Here is a 23552-nt window from a genome sequence, read left to right as displayed (position 1 = left end):
GAAACGCGTCAGTCCGCCGAAGACGAGACTCGTCGCATGGCCGAAGCTGCGGCGCGTGCCGAAGCCGAACGCAAGCAACAGGAAGCTGCTGCTGCGGCCCCGCCGCGTGCAAGCGGAAAAACGTAACTGCCGGCGGCAAAGCGCGGGGGTACCAGCGACCGTCCGCAGCGCGCCGAGCTGCACGTGTCGAGCGATGCCAGCGCCCGTTTCAAGAAAAAGAAACAGCAGGCGGCGACCAGCGCCCGTTCGCGGGGCCGTCCGTCGCAGATCAATGTCGGCCAGCAGCATGGCTTCGAGCGCCCGGCCGCACCGGTCAAGCGCGATGTGCAGATCGGCGAGACCATCACGGTGGGCGAGCTCGCACAGCGTATGGCCGTGAAGGCCAACGAAGTCATCAAGGTCATGATGAACATGGGCGTGATGGCCACCATCAACCAGCCCATCGATCAGGACACTGCGGTGCTCGTGGTGGAAGAGCTCGGCCATACGGCAGTGCTCCACAAGGAGAGCGCGATCGAGGACGAGTTGCAGGCCACCGATGCCTCGCACGAGCTCGAAGCGCGTCCGCCGGTCGTCACCATCATGGGTCACGTCGACCATGGTAAGACCTCGCTGCTCGACTACATTCGTCGCACCAAAGTGGCGGCGGGCGAAGCGGGCGGCATTACGCAGCACATCGGTGCGTACCACGTCGAGACGCCGAAGGGTGTCATCACGTTCCTGGATACGCCGGGTCACGCCGCGTTTACCGCGATGCGTGCTCGTGGCGCGCAGGTGACGGACGTGGTCGTGCTGGTCGTGGCGGCTGACGACAGCGTCATGCCGCAGACCATCGAAGCGATTCAGCATGCGAAGGCGGCTGAAGTGCCCATGGTCGTCGCGATCACCAAGGTCGACAAACCAGCGGCCGATCCGGAGAAGGTGCGGAACGACCTGTCCCGGTACGAAGTGCTGCCGGAGGCCTGGGGTGGCGACACGATGTTCGTCAACGTGTCGGCGCATACCGGCCAGGGCATCGATGAGCTGCTCGAGACCATTCTGCTGCAGGCCGAAGTGTTGGATCTGAAGGCGACGCGTTCGGGCCTCGCGGCCGGCGTCGTGGTCGAGTCCAGCATGGAGAAGGGCCGCGGTGCAGTCGCAACCGTGCTGGTGAAGCGCGGCGTGCTGAAGCCGGGCGATCCGATCATCGCGGGCACCGAGTTCGGTCGCGTCCGTGCGATGTTCGACGAGACCGGCACGCAGGTCACTGAAGCGGGTCCGTCGCTGCCGGTCGTCGTGCTCGGCTTGTCGGGCGCGCCGAATGCCGGCGATGAGCTGCTCGTGGTCGAGAGCGAACGCAAGGCTCGCGAAGTCGCGTTGTATCGGCAGGGCAAGTTCCGCGATACCAAGCTGGCCAAGCAGGGCCCGGCGAAGCTCGAGGACATGTTGTCGCAGATGGGCGATGGCAAGGTCGCGACCGTGCATGTCGTCATCAAGGCGGACGTGCAGGGCTCGGCGGAGGCATTGCGCGATTCGCTCAGCAAGCTGTCCACCGACGAAGTGGCGGTCAAGGTCATCGGCAGTGGCGTCGGTGGTATCACCGAGTCCGACATCACCATGGCTCAGGCATCGAACGCTCGCGTCATTGGCTTCAACGTGCGTGCCGACAGCTCGGCTCGCTCGATGATCAAGGAAGCGGGCGTCGACGTTCGCTACTACAGCATCATTTACGAAGCCATCGACGACATGCGTGCGTTGTTGACGGGCATGCTGGCGCCGGAAGTGAAGGAACAGATCGTGGGCCTCGCCGAGGTGCGCGAAGTGTTCCGCTCCAGCAAGTTCGGCACGGTCGCCGGTTGTATCGTCGCGGACGGCTACGTCCGCCGGAACAATCCGATCCGTGTGCTGCGTAACAACGTGGTGATCTTCGAGGGCGGCCTGGAATCGCTGCGTCGCTTCAAGGATGACGTCAATGAAGTTCGTGCCGGCACCGAATGCGGTATCGGCGTGAAGAACTACAACGACGTCCAGGTGGGCGACCAGATCGAGTGCTTCTCGCGCGTCGAAGTGGCACGCACGCTCGATGTTTGATAGCTGAGGTTGGATGTCGACGAAGTCTTATCCCCGTGCCAAGCGGGTCGGCCAGCAGATTCAACGCGCGTTGAGCGAGTTGATCCGACGCGAGCTGCGCGACCCGCGGCTCGGCATGATCACGTTGACCGACGTGCGCATGTCGAGTGATTTGAGCTACGCGAAGGTCTACTACTCGGTGCTGGGTGCGGATCCGCACCTGGCGCAGCAAATCCTCACGCAGGCCTCGGATATCCTCCGCGGCCCGCTGGGGCGCGCGCTTGGCATCAGGCACAGCCCGGAGCTGCGCTTCGTGCCGGATGAGTTGATCGAGAGCGGGGCGCGCTTGTCGGCGCTGATCAACAAGGCAGTGAAGGATGACGAAGCCCGGCACGTCGACGACGAGCCGGCCACGGAGTCCGAGGCGGCCGCAGAGTCGGACGACGACGCTCATTACAGCTCCGACGACGATGACGACGGCCACTACGATTCGGATGAGGACGACGACTCGTCTTCGCGACGTTAACCGGCGGGTCCCCCTTGAAGCGCTTCCATCGTGAAGTCGACGGCATCCTGCTGCTCGACAAGGCTCTCGGCGTGTCCTCGAACGCCGCTCTCCAGCAAGTTCGCGCGCTCTATGGCGCGCTCAAGGCGGGCCACGCCGGCAGTCTCGACCCATTGGCGTCGGGCTTGCTGCCGGTCTGCTTTGGCCAGGCGACCAAGGTGTGCGGCCGTCTGCTGAACTCAGGCAAGACCTATCGCGTGCTGGTGCAGCTCGGCGAGCTGACGCCATCGGGCGATGGCGAGACCGAGGTGATCGAGCGGGCGCCCGTGCCGCAGCTGACGGCTGCAGGTGTGGATGCCGTGCTGGCCGGTTTCCTGGGCAACCAGCAGCAGATCCCGCCAATGCATTCCGCGCTGAAGTTCGAGGGCAAGCGCCTGTACGAATTGGCGCGCAAGGGCGAATCGGTGGAGCGTCCGCCCAGGGATATCGTGATCCACAAGATCGCGCGCGTGAGCACCGAGGAGGGGCTGGCGGCCAACCAGCTCGAATTCGATGTGTACTGCTCCAAGGGCACCTACATCCGCACCCTGGCCGCCGATATCGCGGTCAAGCTCGCCACGCTGGGCTACGTGAAAGGCCTGCGCCGCCTGTCGGTGGACCCCTTCGGTGACCTGCCGATGTTCACGCTGGAGGCACTCTCGCCCGAGGCGCCGGATCAGCTCCTCGGCCGGCTGCTGGCGGTGGATACGGCTTTTGCCGACCTGCCACGCGTGGATCTGGACGCCGCGGCCGAGAAGGGCCTGCTGTTGGGGCGCACGGTTTCCGGGCAAGCGGCGGCGCCGGCAGGCGAGGTGAGACTTTATGGCTCGGCCGGGCGTTTCCTGGGCCTGGGCGAGGGCCAGCCGGGCGGGCGGGTGAAACCTGCACGTCTGTTCGTATCGGTTTCCTAATTCTTGGTTTTACTTGAGATTCCGGGCCGCGCGGGTACAATGCGCGCCTCTCAAAAGCTGCCATCGGGTAGCTTGAGTTTTCTTCACGCGGCGATTCGTACGCCGTACCGAGGTTAAGCAGATGTCATTGTCGACCGACCAGAAGGGCGGAATCGTCGCCCAATACCGCCGCAACGCCAACGATACCGGTTCGCCGGAAGTGCAGATCGCGTTGCTGTCCGCACGCATCAACGGCTTGAGCGAGCATTTCAGCGCTCACAAGGGCGATCACGCCTCCCGCCGCGGCCTGCTGAAGATGGTGAATCAGCGCCGCAAGCTGCTGGATTACCTCAAAGAGACCGCGCCGGAACGCTATACCGCCGTCGTCGCCAGTCTCGGTCTGCGGCGCTAAGCCGCGCTGGGTCGAGCCGGATACTGTCATGCCGGCTCGCCCGCCTGATCACGCACGAACCCTGGCCACTGTCATGCTGCGCCGTTCGCTGCTTCTAGTTTTCAATACAACTTCGTGTCTCGGCCTATTTGCGCCCTCGTGTTGCGCGATGAGCCGCTGAGCCATCCATATCAGTAGGAACCATCGTGAGCGCTATTAAAAAATCCTTCGCCTTCGGTCAGCATCAAGTCACGTTGGAAACCGGAGAGATGGCCCGCCAGGCCGACGGTGCGGTGGTGGTATCGATGGGCGATACCGTGGTGCTGGTCACCGCGGTGGGCCGCAAGCAGGCCGACCCGAACAAGGATTTCTTCCCGCTGACGGTCAACTACGTCGAGAAGACCTACGCTGCGGGTCGCATCCCCGGCGGTTTCTTCAAGCGCGAAGGCCGGCCGTCCGAAAAAGAAACATTGACCTCGCGCCTGATCGATCGTCCGATCCGCCCGCTGTTCCCCGAGCACTTCTTCAACGAGATCCAGGTGGTCGCCACCGTGGTCTCGCTCAATCCTGAAATCGATGCCGACATTCCGGCGATGCTCGGTGCCTCCGCGGCCCTGGCGCTGTCCGGTGTGCCCTTCATGGGCCCGATCGGCGCGGCCAAGGTCGGTTACATCGACGGCCAGTACGTGCTGAACCCGACCGCGAAGCAGATGAAGACCTCCCAGCTCGACCTCGTGGTCGCCGGTACGGCCGAAGCGGTGCTGATGGTCGAATCCGAAGCCGATCGTCTGTCCGAGGAAGTGATGCTCGGCGCCGTGGTGTTCGGCCACGAGCAGATGCAGGTCGCGATCAAGGCGATCAACGAGCTCAAGGCGGAAGCAGGCAAGCCCGCCTGGGCCTGGGCCGCACCGGTCGCGAACACCGCGCTGGAGGCTGCTGTGGCCGCCAATGCGCAGAGCGCGCTGAGCGAGGCTTATCAGGTCACCGACAAGATGAAGCGTCGTGACCGCGTGCAGGAAATCAAAGCCGCCGCGCTCACCGCGCTGGCGACGGGCGAGGCGCCGCAGTTCGCCGCTGCCGATGTCTCCAAGGAATTCGCCAACCTCGAATATCGCATCGTGCGCGATCGCGTCATCACTGGCGCCCCGCGTATCGACGGCCGTGACATGAAGACGGTGCGTCCGATCACGATCAAGACCGGCGTGCTGCCGCGTACGCACGGCTCCGCTTTGTTCACTCGTGGCGAGACCCAGGCGCTGGTCACCACCACGCTCGGCACCGGCCGTGACGCGCAGATCATCGATGCGCTGACCGGCGAGCGCAAAGAGCCGTTCATGTTCCACTACAACTTCCCTCCGTTCAGCGTGGGTGAGACGGGCATGATGGGTTCGCCGAAGCGCCGTGAAATCGGCCACGGCAACCTGGCTCGTCGCGGCATCAGCGCCGTGATGCCGGACATGACCAACTTCCCGTACGTCATCCGCGTCGTCTCCGAAATCCTCGAGTCGAACGGCTCCAGCTCCATGGCCAGCGTCTGCGGCTCCAGCCTCGCGCTGATGGATGCGGGCGTGCCGATCAAGGCTTCGGTCGCCGGCGTGGCGATGGGCCTGGTGAAGGAGGGCGACAAGTTCCAGGTGCTCACCGACATCCTCGGCGACGAAGATCATCTCGGCGACATGGACTTCAAGGTGGCCGGTACGCGCGATGGCGTGACCGCCCTGCAGATGGACATCAAGATCAACGGCATCACCAAGGAGATCATGCAGGTGGCGCTGGAGCAGGCGAAGGCCGGCCGGCTGCACATCCTGGAGCAGATGGATCAGATCCTGCCTGCAGCTCGTCCGCAGATGTCGGAGTGGGCGCCTTCGATCATCACCATCAAGATCGATCCGGAGAAGATCCGCGAAGTCATCGGCAAGGGCGGTGCGGTCATCCGTGCCATCACCGAAGAGACCGGCACCACGATCGACATCGAGAACGACGGCACCGTCAAGATCGCGTCGGTGGACGGCGTATCGGGCCGCGAGGCGCAGCGTCGCATCGAGCTCATCACCGCGGAAGTGGAAGTGGGCCGTGTCTACGAAGGCCGCGTGGCGCGTCTGATGGACTTCGGTGCGTTCGTCACCATCCTGCCGGGCAAGGACGGCCTGGTGCACATCTCGCAGATCTCCGAAGAGCGCGTCGAGCGCGTCAGCGACAAGCTGAAGGAAGGCGACGTGGTGCGCGTGAAGGTGCTGGAAGTCGATCGTCAGGGCCGCGTGCGTCTGAGCATGCGCAACGTCGACGCCGCCTGATTCGACTCATTGAAGTAGCTTGAATCGGACCGGGGGCAGTGGCCACTGCCTCCGGTCTGAAGACTGCCTAGCTGCGCGAGTCGGTCTCCGTTTCCTCGGCGCGCTGGTCCTTGCGGGCTGCTGCTGCGGCCCCGCTCATCACTCTGAAAATATCGTCCTGCACCGAGCGCCAGCGCTCGATGTTCTGTTGCGTCAGCACGGCAATGCTGTCGTAGGCGTCGCTGCCAAACACGCCGCGCATGTGCTCCCTCATTTGCTGCTGCTGGCCCGACAGCAGTTTCAGGCTTTGTTCCAGATAGCTTCCCACCAGGCATTGCATGGCCCCGCCGTAGGAGCGGATCACCTGTGACAGGAAATCCTGGCTCATCAGCGGCTCGCCGGCGTGCTCCTGCTCGGCGATCACCTGCAGCAAGATGGAACGGGTGATGTCGTCCTGCGATTTCTTGTCGATCACGATGAAGTCGATCTTGTCCATCACCAGACGCCGGATGTCGGCGAGGGTGATGTACCGGCTTTCGACCGTGTCGTAGAGCCGACGGTTGGGATATTTCTTGACGACTCTGGGTTGTCCTTCTCGAGGTTGATTTTGTTTTGTTTGATCGATCGTAGTTTCTTGTGCGCTGTCGAACTTGGGCTCGCCCATCACTGCTCCCCGATGCAGTTCAGAGCTAGAAGCCAATCTTGATTCTAGGGCATTCATGTTAGTCCATCCTCGCGTCCGACCCGGATCGTTGCCTGACGCAGTCCGTTCAAACGTTTCGGTTGCCAGTGTTGTATTGCCCACTCCCACAACGTCGCCAATCCGGCACGACGCAGTTCGGGTGGCGGCGCTTGCCGCAGAAACTCTAATGCCCGCCACACTTCATAAGTAGGGCGGGCAATATCGATTGCTGCGGCGCCTGCCGACTTCGACAGTTTGATCCCATTAACATCTGTTGCTACCGGCAAATGTGCGTAGTCCGGCACCAACAGATCTAACATGCGATACAAAATCACCTGTCGAGGCGTGCTGTGTAACAGATCGGCTCCGCGCACAACCGCGGTGATTCCCTGGAAAGCATCGTCGATCACAACCGCTAGCTGGTATGCATGCAGACCATCGCGGCGGCGAATGACGAAGTCCCCAACTTCTGCTGACACATCAACAGTGAAGCGTCCTTGCAGCAGATCCGTAACTGCGGTTTCCCCTCGGGGCACAATCACGCGAACGGCGGTCTTGCGTTCCGGTGCGCGAGGGCCTCGACGACACCATCCTGGGTAACGCAGTTCATCACCAACTAACAAACATTCGGCAACAGCTTGCGCAGCTTGCAGCTCGCTGCGCGTGCAAGAGCAGAGGAAGGCTTGGCCTTTATTCAACAAATGTTGAGTTGCCGCTTCGTAAGCGTCACGGCGTGAACTCTGGCGCAAGATAGAGCCGGTCCACTCGAATCCGAGTGTAGCCAGAGTGCGGATGATGGAGTCGGCGCTGCCTGGCACTTCGCGCGGAGTGTCCAGGTCTTCGATACGCAGCAGCCATTCGCCGCGCGCCTGACGGGCAGACAGATAACTGCCGACGGCCGCGACTAGCGAGCCGAAGTGGAGAGGGCCGGTCGGCGAGGGTGCGAACCGGCCCCGGTAGGTCGACTGACCAGGAGAATCAGCGATAGCGGTCGTCGCGGTCGCCGTACTGCAGCTCGCGACGCTCGCGACGTTCCTGCGCTTCGATGCACAGGGTCGCGACCGGGCGGGCTTCGAGCCGCTTGATGCCGATCTCTTCGCCGGTCTCGACGCAGTAGCCGTAGCTGCCGTCCTCGATGCGCTTGATCGCTTCTTCGATCTTGCGGATCAGCTTGCGCTCGCGGTCACGCGTGCGCAGCTCGAGGCTGAACTCGGACTCCTGGGTCGCGCGGTCGTTGGGATCGGGGAAGTTGGCCGCTTCGTCCTTCATATGGAGCACGGTGCGATCCACTTCCTGCATCAGGTCCCGCTTCCACGTGTTCAGGATCGTGCGGAAATGCTCGAGCTGCTCCTTGTTCATGTACTGCTCGCCACGCCGCGGAATGTAAGGCTTTACATTGCGCGGGCCGGCTAACAGGTTGACGCTCGACAGATCCTGGCCTTCGCTGTCCTCACTGTCGCTGGCTGCGTCAGTGTCCTGGGGATTGGTAATCGGATGGGAAATCACGGGTCTCGCTGAATTCGTTGGCTTCACAGGGGTTGCAGGGACCGGCTCGGCAATCGACTCATCGAGGTCGTCGATCTGCTCGTCCGGGGCGGCTGTGCTGCTCACCTTCGGTGCCGGCTTGTGGGCCGGTTTCGCGGAGGCGGCCACAGTTGCTGCCTTGGGTGTGGGGGCGGCAACTGGCTTGATCGGTTCGCTAGGCTTGTCGGCCTTGGTTGAAGCGTGCGCGGCAGCGGGGGTCGGGCGGGGCACAGCGGCCGCCGGCTTGGGCCGGGCCACTGCAGTCGGCGCTTTCTTGGCTGGCGCCGCCTTTTTCGCGGTGTCCTTGGCCGGCTCTTTCACGGCCGGGGCTTTCTTGACCACGGGTTGCTTGGCCTTCGTCGCTTTCACCGACGGTTTTTTTGCGGCCATCTAAAGTGCCTCCGCGAGGGCCTGTGGCTTAAACCCCGGCCCCAAACAACAGCTTGGACCTACAGCTTCAACAGTTTCCGGACAATCGTTCGCCAAAGAGGGGCGCGATTATACAGACCGCACCCCGCGCGTACAGGGTCTATCGGTGGGCTGAAGTCCGGCCCGCTCAGCCTGCGTCAACGCGTCCACAGGCGGGAATGTTTCACATACACTACGGCCCGTTTTCATACCCCTCTTCCGTACCGAGGCGCGATGCGACTCAATAAGATCAAGTTGGCCGGGTTCAAGTCTTTCGTGGACCCGACGGCGGTGAATTTCCCGGGCAACCTGACGGGCGTCGTCGGTCCCAATGGTTGCGGCAAGTCGAACATCATCGACGCCGTGCGCTGGGTCATGGGTGAGATCTCCGCCAAGCACCTGCGCGGCGACTCGATGGCTGACGTGGTGTTCAACGGCTCCAGCTCGCGCAAGCCCGTGGGCACCGCTTCGGTCGAGTTGGTGTTCGACAACTCCGACGGCAAGCTGGCCGGCCAGTTCGCCAACTTCAACGAGGTGTCGCTGAAGCGCGTCGTCTCGCGCGACGGCACCTCGGCGTACTTCCTCAACGGCGCCCGCTGCCGCCGTAAGGACATCACGCAGCTGTTCCTGGGCACCGGCCTGGGCTCGCGCAGCTACGCCATCATCGAGCAAGGCATGATCGGCCGCGTCATCGAGGCGCGCCCTGAGGAACTGCGCGGCTTCATCGAAGAGGCGGCCGGCATCTCCAAGTACAAGGAGCGCCGCCGCGAGACCGCGAATCGAATCTCCGCCACCAAGGAGAACCTGGAGCGCCTCAACGACGTGCGCGAGGAGGTCGACAAGCAGCTGCGCCACTTGCAGCGTCAGGCTGCGACCGCGCGCCGCTACCAGACCCTGAAGCAGGACGAGCGCAAGCTCACCGCCGAATTGATCGCTCTGCGCCTGAAGTCGATCGAGACCGACGCGGAGTCGAAGGAGACCGTGCTGCGCGAGCGCGACACGGCGATGCAGGCGTTGATCGCCGAACTGCGTGCCATCGAGTCGTCCATCGAGACCTCGCGCGAAGACTTCACGGAAAAGTCAGAAGCGCTCAACACAGTTCAGGGTCGTTACTACCAGATCGGCTCGGAGATCTCGCGCACCGAACAATCGATTCAGCACACGCGCGAGCTGCGCCAGCGCCAGCGTCAGGACCTGGAACAGACCGAAGAGAGCGCGGCCGAAGCCAGCAAGCATTTGTCGCGCGACGAGGAACAGATCACTCAGTTGCAGAGCGAGCTGGAACAACTCGAGCCCGGTCTCGAAGCCGCGCGAGAGCGTGAGCAAGCATCCGCCGACGCGCTGTCACAGGCCGAAGAGGCGATGCAGCTGTGGCAGGAGCGTTGGGAAGATTTCAATCGCGAGTCCCGGTCGGCCAGCGAGAAGACGCAGGTCGAGCGCGTGCGTATCGAACAGCTGGAACATCAGCTGTCGGGCCTGCAGTCGCGGCGTGAGCGTCTGAGCACCGAGCTGGGTCAGCTCGACATGGGCGACTCCGCCGAGCGCATCGCGATGCTCGAAGCCCAGCAGGAAGACGCTGCGGTTCAAGGCGAAACCTCGGCGACCCAGCTGCGTGAAGCGACGGAGCAGTTGCAGGGGCTGCGCGAGCGCGAACGCGAACTGGTCAGCGCCGAAGACAGCAGTCGCAAGCAGCTGCAGGAAGCGCAGGGCAAGCTGATGTCGCTGCAGGCTCTGCAGCAGGCCGCGCTGGGCCTGGCGCAAGGCAAAGTGACCGAATGGCTGTCGTCCAACTCGCTTACCGAGCGGCCGCGTCTCGGTCAGCAGCTGGTCGTGGAGCAGGGCTGGGAGCGCGCCGTCGAGACGGTGCTCGGCTCGTATCTCGAAGCCGTGTCGGTCGATGCGCTCGACGACATCGCTCAGCGCATCGACTCGCTGCAAGTCGGCACTGTTTCTTTCTTCTCCGCCGGTGCGAGCAGCGCCCAGAGCGCAGACAGCAACAGCCTGCTGTCTCGCGTGCAGGGGCCGTCTGCGATTTCGGCGCTGTTGACCGGCATCGTCGCCGTCGACACGTTGCCCGAAGCGCTGGAGCGTCGTCACTCGCTGTCCGATGGTCAGTCGGTCATCACCCGCGATGGCGTGTGGATCGGCCGTGACTGGTTGCGCGTCAGCCGCGATAAAGACGTGCACGCCGGCGTCATCGAGCGTGAAAAAGAAATGCGCGAACTGCGTGATCGCGTCAGCGCCGCCGAAGAGCAGCGCGAGACCGTTCAATCTCAGCTCGCCGAGTGCCGTGACGGCTTCCACGCGCTCGAGCAGCGTCGCGATGAATTGCAGGCCGAGGTGAATCGTCTGCATCGCTCGCACAGCGAGTTCAGCTCGCAAGTGACTGCGTTGCGTGCCAAGGCCGAACAGACCGCCGAGCGCCTGCGTCGCGTGACCGGCGAAATCGAAGAGCTGGATAACGACTACGGCAGCCGCTCAGAAGCGATCGCCGAAGCACGCGGCCGCCTGCAGGAAGGCGTGGAGGCGATGGCGCAGTTCGAAGATCAGCGCATCGGTCTGGAGTCCGAGCGCGATGAGCGCCGCGAAGATCTGGGTCACAAGCGCTCGCAGGCGCAGTTGGATCGCTCCGGTGCGCAGGACGTGGCCATCAAGGTGGAATCGCGGCGCTCGGCGCTGTCGTCCATCTCATCCGGCCTGGATCGTCTGCGCCATCAGTTGGAACAGTTGGAACAGCGTCGCGAACGGTTGACGCAGCAGCTCGCCGACGGCGATTCGCCGTTGGAGGCGCTGGAGCTGGAGCTGGAAGCGAAGCTCGAACAGCGCGTCGAAGTCGAGCAGGATTTGTCGGTCGCGCGCGAGGCGTTGGAAGGCGCCGAACATCTGATGCGTACGATGGATCAGCAGCGCATGGATCGCGAGCACGCGATCGAAGAGGCGCGCACTGGCTTGGAAGACGTGCGCATGCTCGCGCAGGAACTGAAGGTGCGGCGTGAGACGCTGCAGGAACAGTTCACAGCGACCGGGCTGGAGCTGGCCACCGTGTATCAGGAGATGCCGCCGGAAGCGGACGTGCATGCCTGGGAAGAAACATTGAGCGACATCGCCGACAAGGTCGGCCGCCTCGGCGCCGTGAACTTAGCGGCCATCGAGGAATTCCAGGAACAGTCGCAGCGCAAGGAATACCTGGACAGCCAGTTCAAGGACCTGACCGAGGCGCTGGAAACGTTGGAAACGGCCATCCAGAAGATCGACAAGGAAACGCGTCAGCGCTTCCAGGATACGTTCGATCGGGTCAACGCCGGTCTGAAGGAGCGCTTCCCGCGCCTGTTCGGCGGCGGCCATGCCTATCTGGAGCTGGCGGGCGAGGACATTCTCAACGCCGGTGTGTCGATCATGGCGCGCCCGCCGGGCAAGCGGAACAGCACCATCAATCAGCTGTCGGGCGGTGAAAAGGCGCTGACCGCGGTGGCGCTGGTGTTCTCGATCTTCGAGCTGAACCCCGCGCCGTTCTGTCTGCTGGACGAGGTGGACGCGCCGCTCGACGAAGCCAACGTCGGCCGCTTCTGCAACACCGTCAAGGAAATGTCCGAGCGCGTGCAGTTCATCTTCATCACCCACAACAAGACGACGATGGAACTGGCATCGCACCTGGTCGGCGTGACCATGAACGAGCCGGGCGTGTCGCGCCTGGTGGCGGTGGACGTGGACGAAGCGGTGCGCCTGGCGGCGATGTAATCGATCTACTCCTGCACTGAGCTTACGCATGAGTGAGTTGCGTTGGATTCTGATCGGCTTCGGTATCGTCCTGCTGGCAGGCATCTATCTGTGGGGGCGGCGCGGTGCCGCTGCCGTCGCGGAAGATGTCGCGCTTCGCTCGCGGCCCGACCCTGCGTTGCAGCCGCATGGCTTCACGGAGGTGCGCCGCGAGCCGGCGTTCCAGCGGGAGGACGTTCCTGACTACGAAGAGGAACCGCCGTATGAGGAGGCCGATGAGCCCGATCCAGCGGATGAAGTAAAACAGTTCGCCGAGGATTACGACGACACCGCCGTGCGACCGGTGCGTCCCTCGAGCCCGCGCGTTGAAGCTCGCGTTGCGCGTGGCGAGCCGCCGCGACCGCCGGTGAGAGAAGCGCCGCCGGCGCCGAGTCCGGAATCGAAGCCGCTGCCGGATTTTCGTCGTGGCCGCGTCGAGCCGACGTTGGGCACCGATACCGACACTGAAGAGCTGCCGGTTCAGTCGCCGACCTCGACCGCCATTGTCACTCCCGCACCGACGCTGTCTTCCAGCGACATGCCAGCGCCGCGGCGCTCGCCTGAGCGTCGGAAGATTCTGTCGCTGCGCCTGAGCTCGGCCCCGCAGAAAATCGAAGGCGCGAAGCTGCAGGAAGTGCTCGCGGAGGAGCTGCTGAGCCACGGCAAGTACGGCATCTTCCATCGCGAGCACAGCGATGGTCAGGCCATCTTCAGCATCGCCAGCATGGTCGAGCCCGGCACGTTCGATCCGGAGACGATGAACGAGACGCTGTATCCGGGCGTGACTTTGTTTGCTCAGTTGCCCGGCCCCGTGCCGGGCATGCATGCGCTCAACGAGCTGGTGGCGTGCGCGCGTCGCCTGCACCAGTCGCTGGGTGGCGTGCTCCAGGACGATCGCGGTGTGCCGCTCACCGTGCATCGCATCGAACGGATGAAACAGGAAGTTCGCGAGTTCGAGCGACCGCCGGGCAGGGGTAATCACGAGTGACGAAGCCGTCGCCTGCGGCGCGCGCGGAGGATCTGCGCCGCCAGCTGGAACATCACAACTATCGCTATCACGTGCTCGACGATCCGGAAGTCTCCGACGCCGAGTACGACCGCCTGCTGAACCAGCTGAAACAGATCGAGGCCGAGAATCCCGATCTCATCACACCGGATTCTCCGACCCAGCGCGTCGGCGCCACGCCGGTCAGCGAGCTGCAGGAAGCCGTGCACACCACGCCCATGCTGTCGCTGGACAACGCGTTCACGGATGAAGACCTGATCAATTTCGACCGGCGCGTGCGCGAGCGCCTCGAGACCGACAAGGTCATCGAGTACGTCGCCGAGCCGAAGCTCGATGGGCTTGCGATGAGCTTTCGTTACGAGAACGGCAAGCTCGTGCGCGCCGCAACGCGCGGCGATGGCATGAAGGGCGAGGACGTTACTCACAACGTTCGCACGATCAAAGCCGTGCCAACGCAGCTGCGCGGCAAAGCACCCGATGTGATCGACGTGCGCGGCGAAGTGTTCATGACGCTTGCCGGTTTCAAAGCAATGAATCAGCGCGCGTTGGAGAAGGGCGAGAAAGTGTTCGTGAATCCGCGCAACGCCGCGGCCGGCACGATCCGTCAGCTCGACCCGCGCCTCGCGGCGAACCGTCCGCTCGATGTGTTTTTCTATGCCGTCGGCGAGCATGGCAATTGGAAACTGCCGGCAACGCACTTCGAGGTGCTCGAACACCTGCGCGAGTGGGGTCTGAAGGTTTCGCCGCTGGCCAAGCGTGTCCAGGGCGTCGAAGGTTGCCTGGAGTACTACCGCTCGATCGGCGAGCAGCGCAGCTCGCTCAAATATGAAATCGATGGCGTGGTCTACAAGGTCAATCGCTTCGCGCAACAACGCGAGCTCGGCTTCGTCGCCCGCGCGCCGCGCTGGGCGATCGCGCACAAATTTCCGGCGCACGAAGAGAACACCATTGTTCGTGATGTGGAGTTTCAAGTTGGCCGCACGGGCGCACTGACGCCGGTTGCACGACTCGAACCGATCTTCGTCGGTGGCGTGACGGTGAGTAACGCGACGCTTCACAACATGGATGAAGTGAAACGCAAGGACGTGCACATCGGCGATACGGTGGTGATTCGCCGCGCCGGCGATGTGATTCCCGAAGTCGTCAAAGTTGTGATCGAGCGCCGACCGAAGAATGCCAGGCCGGTCGAGCTGCCCGAAAAATGTCCGATCTGCGGCTCAGCCGTGGAGCGCGAGGAGGGCGAAGCTGTCGCCCGCTGCTCCGGTAGCCTCTCCTGTGCCGCGCAGCTCAAAGGTGCGCTGCTGCATTTCGCTGGCCGTCGCGCGATGGATATCGATGGGTTGGGCGAGAAGATCGTCGATCAGTTGCTCACCGGCGGGCTGGTGCACAGTCCGGCGGATCTATACAAGCTGACGGTCGAGCAGTTCGCGAACCTGGAGCGGCTGGGCGAGAAGTCGGCGAAGAATCTGGTCGACGCGCTGGAGAAGAGCAAGAAGACGACGCTGTCCCGCTTCCTCTATGCGCTCGGCATCCGAGATGTGGGTGAGGCGACCGCTGGCGCGCTCGCGAGCCACTTCGGTTCGATCGAGGCGCTGCAGGACGCGAATGAAGCCGCGATCCAGGAAGTGCAGGACGTAGGCCCCGTCGTGGCCGCGCACGCCTACACGTTCTTCCAGCAGCCTCACAATCGCGAAGTGATTCAAGCGCTGCGCGATCTCGGCGTGCACTGGCCGGCTCAGAAAGCTCGCGCCGCACCGACCGAAGGTCCGCTGACAGGAAAGACGTTCGTACTAACCGGCACGCTGGAGAGCATGAGCCGAGACCAGGCGGGAGATCGCATCACTGCCCTGGGCGGCAAGGTGACCGGCAGCGTGTCGAAGAAGACCAGCTATGTCGTCGCGGGCGCGGAGGCCGGCTCGAAGCTGACCAAAGCGCAGGATCTCGGGGTCGAGATTCTCGATGAGGCGGCGTTCCTGAAACTTCTGGAAGGCTAGCTGCGAGAGCCGAGTCTGGCTCGGCTCTCGCCCGCCTTGCTTAAATCTTCTTCTCGACCTTCGCTTCTTTGCGCAGCCCGTCGAGGTAATCCTGCAGCTTCTTCCGCTGCACCAAAACCTTCACCCGATCCTTCACTTCCTCGAACGGCGGCGGCGCAGTGACGCGCGACTCTTCGAGCTTGATGATGTGCCAGCCGAACTGACTCTGCACCGGCTTGTCCGTCATCTGTCCCGGCTGCAGTGCCGCGACTGCATCGGAGAACGGCTTCACCATGGTGTCGAGCGTGAACCAGCCGAGATCGCCGCCGTTCTTGCCGGACGGATCCTTGGAGTTCTTTTCAGCCGCTTTGGCGAAGTCACCGCCGGCCTTCAACTGCTTGATGATGGCTTCAGCCTTGGCCTCGTCGTCCACTAGGATGTGACGGGCGTGATATTCCTTCGGCATCTGGGCGACCTGCGCGTCGTATTCCGGGCGCAGCTCCTCATCCGTCACCGGGTTCTTTTCCAGCCACTGCTGCAGGCCCGAATCCACCAGCACGTTCAAGCGCGCCAGCGCCAGCTGATCCTGCACCTTCGGATCCTTCTCGATGCCTGCCTTGGCCGCCGCGTCGGCCGCCAGCTGCATGCTGATGAACTGATCCAGCAGCTGCGACTTCTCGTCTTCGGAGATCTGGCGCTGCGATTGGCGCTGGACGTTGTCGACGTACAGGTCGAATTCGGACTTGCTGATGTTCTTGCCGTTGACCACCGCGACCGGCGGGCCCGCGGCAGCAGTGTTTTCGGCAGCCTTGCCGCAGCCGGCCAGCAGCGTCAAAGGCAGCAGCAGGCCGACGAGAAAGTGACGGTTCATAGGAGTCCTTGAGGAAGAGGGAAGATGACTGAACGAGTATTCGTCAGCGCGCTTCGTCCGGTGTCAGTGCGGTAATGCTCAAAGCGTGGATGTCGGTTTGCATGAGGTCGCCTAGCGACCGGTAGACCAGCTGGTGGCGCTGCAATGTGCGCAGGCCCGCGAAGTCGTCAGACACGATGCGGACTCGGAAGTGCCCTCGGCCGTCTCGCGCGCCCGCGTGGCCGGCATGCAGGTGACTATCGTCGATGAGCTCGACCTGCTCGGTGTGCAGCGCTGTACGCAGCTCGCCGACGATGCGCTCGGCCCGGGATGGAACAGCGCTCATTGCGGCTTCTCCGATTGGGTCGAGGCTTCTTCAGCCGGCATCTTCGAGGACAGCCACACCGCTTGCGCGATGGCGAACACGAAGGTCAGCCCGAGCATGCCGAACAGCTTGAAGTTGACCCAGACCTCTTCCGAGAAGTTGTACACGACGTACAGATTGATGGCGCCGAGCGCCGCGAAAAACAGGATCCAGGCCCAGTTCAGCGTGGCCCACACCGGGCGCTCCAGCTGCACGTTCTCACCCATCATGCGCTCGATCAGCAGCTTGTCGCCGAAGAAGCGGCTGGCCAGGAACGCGGCGGCCAGCAGCCAGTTCACCACCGTGACCTTCCACTGGATGAACAGCTTGTCGTGGATCGCCAGGGTCAGACCGCCGAAAATCAATACCAACACGCCCGAGATCAGCGCCATCTGACTGATCTTGCGATGGCGGAACCACTGCCAGGCCGTCTGCGCTATCACCGCAACGATGATGACGCCGGTGGCCACGAACATGTTGCCGGTAATCTTGTAAGTGAGAAAAAACGCGATGACCGGAAAGAAGTCGAACAACAACTGCATGCGAGAGCGGGCCGGAGAAGTTGACAGGACCGCTATCATACCGGGATGAGCAGCCGCTATTTGGAGATTCACCCGCGGGACCCGCAGCTCCGCCTGATCCGTCAGGCGGTCGACATCATTCGTGAGGGTGGAGTGGTCGTTTATCCGACCGATTCCTGCTATGCGCTGGGCTGTCACCTCGGTAACAAGACGGCGATGGAGCGCATCGGGCGGATCCGCGACATCGATCGTCACCACAACTTCACCTTGGTGTGCAGCGATCTGTCCGAGATCGCCACCTACGCGCGCGTCAGCAACACGCAGTACCGCACTCTCAAGGCGTTCACCCCCGGCCCGTACACCTTCATCCTGCAGGCGACCAAAGAGACCCCGAGGCGCTTGCAGAACGAGAAGCGCAAGACCATCGGCGTGCGTGTGCCCGATCATCCCGTGCCCATCGCCATCCTCGACGAGCTGGGCGAGCCCATCATGAGCTCGACCTTGCTGCTGCCGGGCGACGAGCATCCGATGACCGATCCCCGTGAGATCCAGGAACGGCTGTTTCATCTGGTCGACGCGGTGATCGACAGCGGCAATTGCGGACTGGAGCCGAGCAGCGTCATCGATCTGGCCGGTCCGGCGCCCATCGTGGTCCGCCGCGGCAAGGGCGATGTGAGCGCCTTCGAGTAAGCCCGGCCCAAGGCGGCTATCAAGACTGGCTGTCAAGCTGCGTATAATGCGCCCAGCTTTGCAAGCTGCTGATTTCCCGAATTAACAAGATCCGCTAACGCCTTGATTTATAGGGCCCGAGGCCAAGCATTGAGTGCGACTCCCGCTAACAACCGACGCGTCCTGTCCGGCATGCGACCGACGGGTGCCCTCCATCTCGGTAACTATCACGGCGCGCTCAAGAACTGGGTGGAGCTGCAGTACCAGTACGAGTGCTATTTCTTCGTCGCCGACATCCACGCGCTGACGACCGGTTACGAGGACACTTCGCAGCTCGAGAGCAACGTCTGGAACGTCGTGATCGACTGGCTCGCCGCCGGCCTGAACCCGGCGTCGTCGACCATCTTCATTCAGTCGCGCGTGCCCGAGCACTCCGAGCTGCACCTGCTGCTGTCGATGGTCACGCCGCTGAGCTGGCTGGAGCGCGTGCCGACCTACAAGGATCAGCAGGAGCAGTTGAAGGACAAGGATCTGGCGATGTACGGCTTCCTGGGTTATCCGCTGCTGCAGGCCGCGGACATCCTGCTGTACAAGACCGCGTATGTGCCGGTCGGCGAAGACCAGATCTCGCACGTCGAGATCACTCGCGAAGTGGCGCGCCGCTTCAATCACATCTACGGCCGCGAGCCCGACTTCGAGGCCAAAGTTGAGAAAGCACTCAAAGCACTCGGCGCTCGCAATGGCACTCGATACAACGAGTTGCGCCGTCTTTATCAAGAGAAGGGCGACACTGAAGCGATCGCCAAGGCGCACTCTCTGCTGGAGGGAACGGCGCGCCTGACGCTCGCCGATCGCGAGCGGCTGATCGGCTATCTGGAAGGCACGGGCCGCAGCTATCTGGTCGAGCCCGAAGTGCTGCTGACGGCAACCCCGAAGGTGCCCGGTCTGGATGGCCGCAAGATGTCCAAGTCTTATGGCAATACCATTGGCTTGCGCGAGGATCCCGATCAGGTCGCGAAGAAGCTCAAGGGCATGATGACCGACCCGGCGCGGCAGCGTCGCACCGATCCGGGCGACCCGGACAAGTGTCCGGTGTTCGATCTGCACAAGATCTACTCGACGACCGAGACTCAGGCGTGGGCCGCGCAGGGCTGTCGCACTGCCGGCATTGGCTGCCTGGATTGCAAGAAGCCCGTCATCGATGCGGTGGTCGGGGAGCTGCGCGCCATGCAGGCACGCGCCAAGGATTTCGAAGAGAATCGCGACCTGGTCCGAGGCATCATCGCCGAAGGCAACGAGAAGGCGCGCGACGTTGCGCGTCAGACGCTCGATGAAGTGCACCAGGCGATGGGGATGAACTACCGGTGAGCAAGGCCAAGCCCGAACTGAAGCTGGTGGAAGACACCGGCTCGCAGCTGGACGCCGAGGACCTGAGCGCCGAACTGCCGCCCCAGCAGAGCGAGATGCCGTTCGCCGTGGTCGAAGGCGAGCCGGTCACTCAGCTGCCGCGCGATTTGTATATTCCGCCGGATGCGTTGCAGGTGTTCCTGACCGCGTTCGAAGGCCCGCTCGATCTGCTGCTGTATCTGATCCGCAAGCAGAACCTCGACATCCTGAACATTCCGATCGCCGAGATCACGCGTCAGTACATGCAGTACATCGACGTGATGGCGGAGATGCAGCTGGAGCTCGCCGGCGAATATCTGTTGATGGCCGCGATGCTCGCGGAGATCAAGTCGCGCATGCTGTTGCCGCGGCCGCCGGTAGCAGAGGGTCAGGAGGAAGAGGATCCTCGTGCCGAGCTGGTGCGTCGTCTGCAAGAGTACGAGCGCTTCAAGAAAGCGGCGGAAGACCTCGATCGCCTGAACCGGCTGGAGCGCGACAACATCACCGCGTCGGCCGAGCTGGAAGAGCGCAAGGTCGTCAAGCTGCTGCCGGACGTGACGCTGAAGGAAATGCTCGATGCATTTCGCGATGTGCTGTCACGGGCGGAGAAGTTCGCGCATCACCACATCTCTCGCGAGCGCCTGTCGCAGCGCGAGCGCATGTCGGAAATCCTGGTGCGGTTGCAGACGGTCGCGTTCTTCGAATTCCGGCAACTGTTCAAGCCTGAAGAAGGGCGCATGGGCGTCACTGTGACGTTCATCGCCATTCTGGAGTTGATGAAGGAAGGCTTGATCGAAATCGTGCAAGCTGAGGCTTACGCACCGATTCACGTGCGCACCGCGCAGCGGCATCTGAAAGTCGTTCAGGGTGGCCAGGCCGCGTCCGAGAGTGCAGACGCCGAAAACGCAGCCGCGCTCGCGCAGCCTGAGTTGGTCGGTGAGAACGACATTCCGGATGAGGATGAGACGCCGCCGGCCGATGACGCTGCCGTCGCTGTTCAGGAAGCTGTTGCCGATGTAGCCGCTGCGTCGTCGATTGCGGTCGACAATATCGAAGCGGACACCGCGATCGCGGATGCGGGCTTCGTTGAAGCTGCCGTGTCGGAGGCCGTTGCTTCCACTGAGAGTGCGGCGGAGACGGTTGCAGAAGTCGCTGTGACGGATGAAGCAGCTGCTGCAGAGGTCGTTGCTGAGGAAGTTGCTGCTGGCTTGCCGGTGGTGGTTGATGAAGCCGCCGTGAGTTCGCTGGTTGCCGAGGAAGTCACGCTCGAAGATGTACCGCATGAGCTCGGCCCGGTCGACGAGGCTGGTGCGTTCGTAGATCCGCTGGCAGCGCCCGAGTCGCTTGAGACCATCGAATCCATCGAGAACGAGTCGGTCGAGACGAGCGAGTCGGTTGAGGTGATCGAATCGGTCGAGACGAACGCCGCGGTGGAGCAGATCGCCGCTGCGGATCGGTCCGAATCGCACCCGGTCGAAGAGCACGTCGTCGAGGAGCACGAGGTCGAGGAACACATCGTTCCCGAGCACGTGGTGGAAGAGCACGTCGTGCCCGAGCCGGAGGTCGAGAAGAACGACTCGCAGGCTGACGCGCATGAGGTTGCAGATCGGGCGGTTGTTCAATCCGCCGAGTCGGTTGTTGAGTTCGAGACGGCGGAAGCCAACGAGTTCGTGACTCAGGCCGAGAGCGAAGATACTGCCGCGGAATCGACCGCTCAGGTTCAGACAACCGAGCCCGATGTCGCCGACGAATTCGTTGCTGACGCGGAGTCCGCGGCGAGCGCTGAGGAAATCGTTGCCTCGGTCGAGCAACCTGAAGTCGTCGAAGAGTTTGTGGCTGCGGCCGAGACGGCGGACATCGCGGATGAGACCGTCGGATCTTCCGACTTACCTGCGATGCACGATGTGACCGAGCATGCGCAGCCGACAGAGACGACGGATGTCGTGATCGAGGATGCGCCGGCGCTCGAGGCGATAGAAGTTGTGGCCGAAGATGTGCCGGCGAGCGAATCGATCGAGGTCGTCGCTGAGGCCGGACCTGCTGTCGAGGCGATTGAAGTCGCCGCGGAAGACGTACCGGCCGAGCAGACGATCGAAGTCGCTGCGGACACAACTTCCGAGGAGCCGATCGAAGTCGCTGCCGAGGACGTGCCGGCCGATGAAATGACCAACGTTGTGGCCGAGGATGCGCCGGCGGGCGACGCCGCCGAGCAGGATGAACCGGCCACCGAGCAGACTGCGAATCTGTCCGAGGAAGACGACAGGGTGACCGAGGCTGGAAGCTCGGTCGACAATTCGGACGCGGAACCATCGAGATGAACGAATACGATCTCAAGCACATCATCGAAGCGACGCTGCTGGCGGCGGGTAAGCCGATCACCACACAGCAGCTGCTGGACCTCTTCGAAGAGCGCGAGCGACCGACAGACGAGTTGCTGACGACCGCGATCGGCATGCTGATCGCCGACTACGAGAACCGCGGCATCGAGCTGGTCGAAGTTGCCAGCGGCTGGCGCATTCAGGTGCGGCCGAAGGCCGCCGAAGTGGTGTCACGCCTGTGGTCGGAGCGCCCGGCGAAGTACTCGCGTGCGTTTCTGGAAACATTGGCGCTCATCGCCTATCGCCAGCCCATCACCCGCAGCGAGATCGAAGAGATCCGCGGCGTGTCGATCAGCTCGACCATCATGCGCACGCTGCAGGAGCGCGGTTGGATTCGCACCGTCGGCCACCGCGAAGTCCCGGGCCGTCCGGAGCTGCTCGGCACCACGCGCGACTTCCTGGATTATTTCGGGCTGAAGAGCCTGGATCAGCTGCCGACGCTGGCCGAGCTGAAGGACATCGAATCCATCGGTGTGCAGCTCGAGCTGCCTGCCGATCAACCGCAGGAATCGACCGAAGCTTCGGCCGAAGGCGAGGCCCCAGCCGAGGGCGAAGTTGCGGCGAGCACCGCAGAAGGCGCGGCGACGGAAGAAGCTGTCGCGAGCGGCGAGGCTGCAGAGGCCACCGCCGCCGATGAAACAGAAGCAAGCGCGGAAGTTGAAGCCAACGCCGAAGCCGAAGGTGATACGGAAGCCGACGCGGACGCGGACGCCGACAGCGAGACCGTCGCTGAAGTCGATGTCGACGATAGCGATGCCGACGACGACAGCGAGACCGTCGCCGAAGCCGATGCCGACGATGGCGATATCGACGATGACAGCGAGTCCGACGACGGCGACGACGGCGACATCGACGACTCGAACGATGACACCGAGCTGTTGGCCGACGCCGATGACGAGGACGAAGATTCCGGCGCGTCCTCGCCGATGGTCGCATCGTCCGACGACGAAGAGCAGGACGGTGCCCGCATCAGCGAGCCGCCGAGCGAAGGTCAATAATTATCGGCACCGCCGATTGAAGGCGGTGCCCGCACCATGTCTGAACGTCTGCACAAACTTCTGGCCCAGCATGGCCTCGGCTCCCGTCGCGAGATCGAGAAGTGGATGCTGGAAGGCCGCGTCCGGTTGAACAATCAGCCGGCGCAGCCCGGCGATCGTTACAACCCCGGCGATCGCGTCAGCATCGATGGCAAGGATGTGACCTCGCGGCTGCGCGTCTTCGCCGCGCCGAAAGTCATCCTGTATCACAAGCCGCAAGGCCAGCCGATCACACCGACCGCCGAGGATGACAGCGGCGAGGTTGCGGCCAAGTCCGTCATGGAATCGCTGCCGTCGTTGCGCGGCTCGCGTTGGCTGGTGGTGAACACCATGCAGGCAGGCGACAGCGGCTTGTTGTTACTGACGAGCGATGGTCGGTTGGCCGATGCGTTGCGTCGCCGTGCAGAAACAACGCCAGCGGCCTACGTCGCACGCGTGCTCGTGCCATTTCCCGAATACGATGTCGACTCGATTCCTCGCGTCGTGCAGTACGACGACGAGACCGTCGAGTTTGAAAACATCGAGCCCGCAGGCGGCGAGGGCACGAATCGATGGTTCCGCGTGGAATCGCATCGCGCGCATCGCCGTGCGGCGGTGCGGGCATTGTTTGAAAGCCGTGGCTTGAAAGTGAGCCGCGTGATTCAAGTGAAGTTCGGCGACTTCGAGCTGCCGCGAGATCTGCCCCGCGGCAAGCATCGTGAGCTATCGGAAAGTGACGTCGCTGAGTTGTATGCGAGCGTCGAGCTGACATTGCCGACGCCGCCTCCGAAACCGGAAGCGGCCGCTCGTCCGCAGCGTCCGGGCCGCCGGCCACCGCCGGATCGGCGCAAGAAGCCGAAACGGCGCTGACC

Annotated in this window: 17 protein-coding genes and 2 pseudogenes; 13 read left to right on the top strand and 6 right to left on the bottom strand. The window is 63.2% G+C overall.

Going from position 1 to position 23552, the window contains the following annotated elements; genetic code table 11:
- From infB to pnp, 5 genes and pseudogenes are all read left to right on the top strand, one after another.
- A pseudogene (infB, locus tag D0550_RS16540) lies at window positions 1-2070 on the top strand (translation initiation factor IF-2); the annotation flags it as partial.
- A 13-nt stretch (window positions 2071-2083) separates the two neighbouring features.
- Entirely contained in the window at window positions 2084-2575 is a 492-nt protein-coding gene (rbfA, locus tag D0550_RS16535) for a 30S ribosome-binding factor RbfA (RefSeq protein ID WP_116810295.1), read from the top strand.
- Window positions 2576-2589: 14 nt separating this feature from the next.
- Window positions 2590-3504, top strand: coding sequence for a tRNA pseudouridine(55) synthase TruB (truB, locus tag D0550_RS16530; protein ID WP_116810294.1), 915 nt, complete (start codon window positions 2590-2592; stop codon window positions 3502-3504).
- A 121-nt stretch (window positions 3505-3625) separates the two neighbouring features.
- A complete protein-coding gene (rpsO, locus tag D0550_RS16525; RefSeq protein WP_116810293.1) occupies window positions 3626-3895 on the top strand; it encodes a 30S ribosomal protein S15 in 270 nt (89 codons plus the stop codon).
- A gap of 185 nt (window positions 3896-4080) precedes the next feature.
- On the top strand, window positions 4081-6168 hold the full coding sequence (gene pnp / locus D0550_RS16520) for a polyribonucleotide nucleotidyltransferase (protein WP_116810292.1): 2088 nt from the start codon (window positions 4081-4083) through the stop codon (window positions 6166-6168).
- 67 nt (window positions 6169-6235) lie between these two features.
- Here the strand turns inward: pnp and phaR are convergent, their stop codons facing one another.
- The 3 genes from phaR to dksA are packed head-to-tail and all read right to left on the bottom strand — an operon-like array spanning window position 6236 to window position 8743.
- A complete protein-coding gene (gene phaR / locus D0550_RS16515; protein ID WP_116810291.1) occupies window positions 6236-6811 on the bottom strand; it encodes a polyhydroxyalkanoate synthesis repressor PhaR in 576 nt (191 codons plus the stop codon).
- A 53-nt stretch (window positions 6812-6864) separates the two neighbouring features.
- A complete protein-coding gene (gluQRS, locus tag D0550_RS16510) occupies window positions 6865-7815 on the bottom strand; it encodes a tRNA glutamyl-Q(34) synthetase GluQRS (protein ID WP_116810290.1) in 951 nt (316 codons plus the stop codon).
- Window positions 7808-8743 (bottom strand): RNA polymerase-binding protein DksA, encoded by a 936-nt coding sequence (gene dksA, locus D0550_RS36670; protein ID WP_116810289.1) that lies wholly within the window; start codon window positions 8741-8743, stop codon window positions 7808-7810. The genes gluQRS and dksA overlap by 8 nt, the downstream gene beginning before the upstream one ends.
- A gap of 252 nt (window positions 8744-8995) precedes the next feature.
- Between dksA and smc the strand changes: the two genes are divergently transcribed.
- Genes smc through ligA form a run of 3 tightly spaced genes read left to right on the top strand, consistent with a single transcriptional unit; the run spans window position 8996 to window position 15517 of the window.
- Complete coding sequence (gene smc / locus D0550_RS16500) at window positions 8996-12499, top strand: chromosome segregation protein SMC (RefSeq protein ID WP_116810288.1); 3504 nt, start codon at window positions 8996-8998, stop codon at window positions 12497-12499.
- Between the two features lie 28 nt (window positions 12500-12527).
- Window positions 12528-13505, top strand: coding sequence for a cell division protein ZipA (locus tag D0550_RS16495; protein ID WP_116810287.1), 978 nt, complete (start codon window positions 12528-12530; stop codon window positions 13503-13505).
- A complete protein-coding gene (gene ligA, locus D0550_RS16490) occupies window positions 13502-15517 on the top strand; it encodes an NAD-dependent DNA ligase LigA (RefSeq protein ID WP_206606338.1) in 2016 nt (671 codons plus the stop codon). Before D0550_RS16495 ends, ligA begins: the two co-directional genes overlap by 4 nt.
- Before the next feature lie 40 nt (window positions 15518-15557).
- On the opposite strand, the gene D0550_RS16485 is transcribed toward ligA, so the two are convergent.
- From D0550_RS16485 to D0550_RS16475, 3 genes are read right to left on the bottom strand one after another with little or no spacing between them, the layout of a single operon-like run.
- Window positions 15558-16367, bottom strand: coding sequence for a peptidylprolyl isomerase (locus D0550_RS16485; protein ID WP_116810286.1), 810 nt, complete (start codon window positions 16365-16367; stop codon window positions 15558-15560).
- A gap of 43 nt (window positions 16368-16410) precedes the next feature.
- Window positions 16411-16692 carry a BolA family protein gene (locus D0550_RS16480; protein ID WP_116810285.1) on the bottom strand — a complete coding sequence of 94 codons (282 nt, stop codon included), beginning with the start codon at window positions 16690-16692 and terminating at the stop codon, window positions 16411-16413.
- The gene (locus D0550_RS16475; RefSeq protein ID WP_116810284.1) at window positions 16689-17252 is read right to left on the bottom strand and encodes a septation protein A; all 564 of its coding nucleotides are present in this window, start codon (window positions 17250-17252) and stop codon (window positions 16689-16691) included. Before D0550_RS16475 ends, D0550_RS16480 begins: the two co-directional genes overlap by 4 nt.
- A gap of 45 nt (window positions 17253-17297) precedes the next feature.
- Here D0550_RS16475 and D0550_RS16470 point away from each other — a divergent pair, with 45 nt between their 5' ends.
- From D0550_RS16470 to D0550_RS16450, 5 genes and pseudogenes are all read left to right on the top strand, one after another.
- On the top strand, window positions 17298-17921 hold the full coding sequence (locus tag D0550_RS16470) for an L-threonylcarbamoyladenylate synthase (protein WP_116810283.1): 624 nt from the start codon (window positions 17298-17300) through the stop codon (window positions 17919-17921).
- A gap of 129 nt (window positions 17922-18050) precedes the next feature.
- On the top strand, window positions 18051-19268 hold the full coding sequence (locus D0550_RS16465; protein WP_116810282.1) for a tryptophan--tRNA ligase: 1218 nt from the start codon (window positions 18051-18053) through the stop codon (window positions 19266-19268).
- Window positions 19269-19363: 95 nt separating this feature from the next.
- Window positions 19364-20137, top strand: a pseudogene (locus D0550_RS36865) (segregation and condensation protein A); the annotation flags it as partial.
- 1463 nt (window positions 20138-21600) lie between these two features.
- Window positions 21601-22662, top strand: a complete 1062-nt coding sequence (gene scpB / locus D0550_RS16455) for an SMC-Scp complex subunit ScpB (RefSeq protein ID WP_116810281.1) — start codon at window positions 21601-21603, stop codon at window positions 22660-22662.
- A gap of 36 nt (window positions 22663-22698) precedes the next feature.
- Entirely contained in the window at window positions 22699-23550 is an 852-nt protein-coding gene (locus tag D0550_RS16450; protein WP_116810280.1) for a S4 domain-containing protein, read from the top strand.
- The last annotated feature ends 2 nt before the right edge of the window (window positions 23551-23552 follow it).

The sequence above is a fragment of the Steroidobacter cummioxidans genome, assembly GCF_003104955.1.
This window is presented reverse-complemented; position numbering and strand designations above follow the sequence as displayed.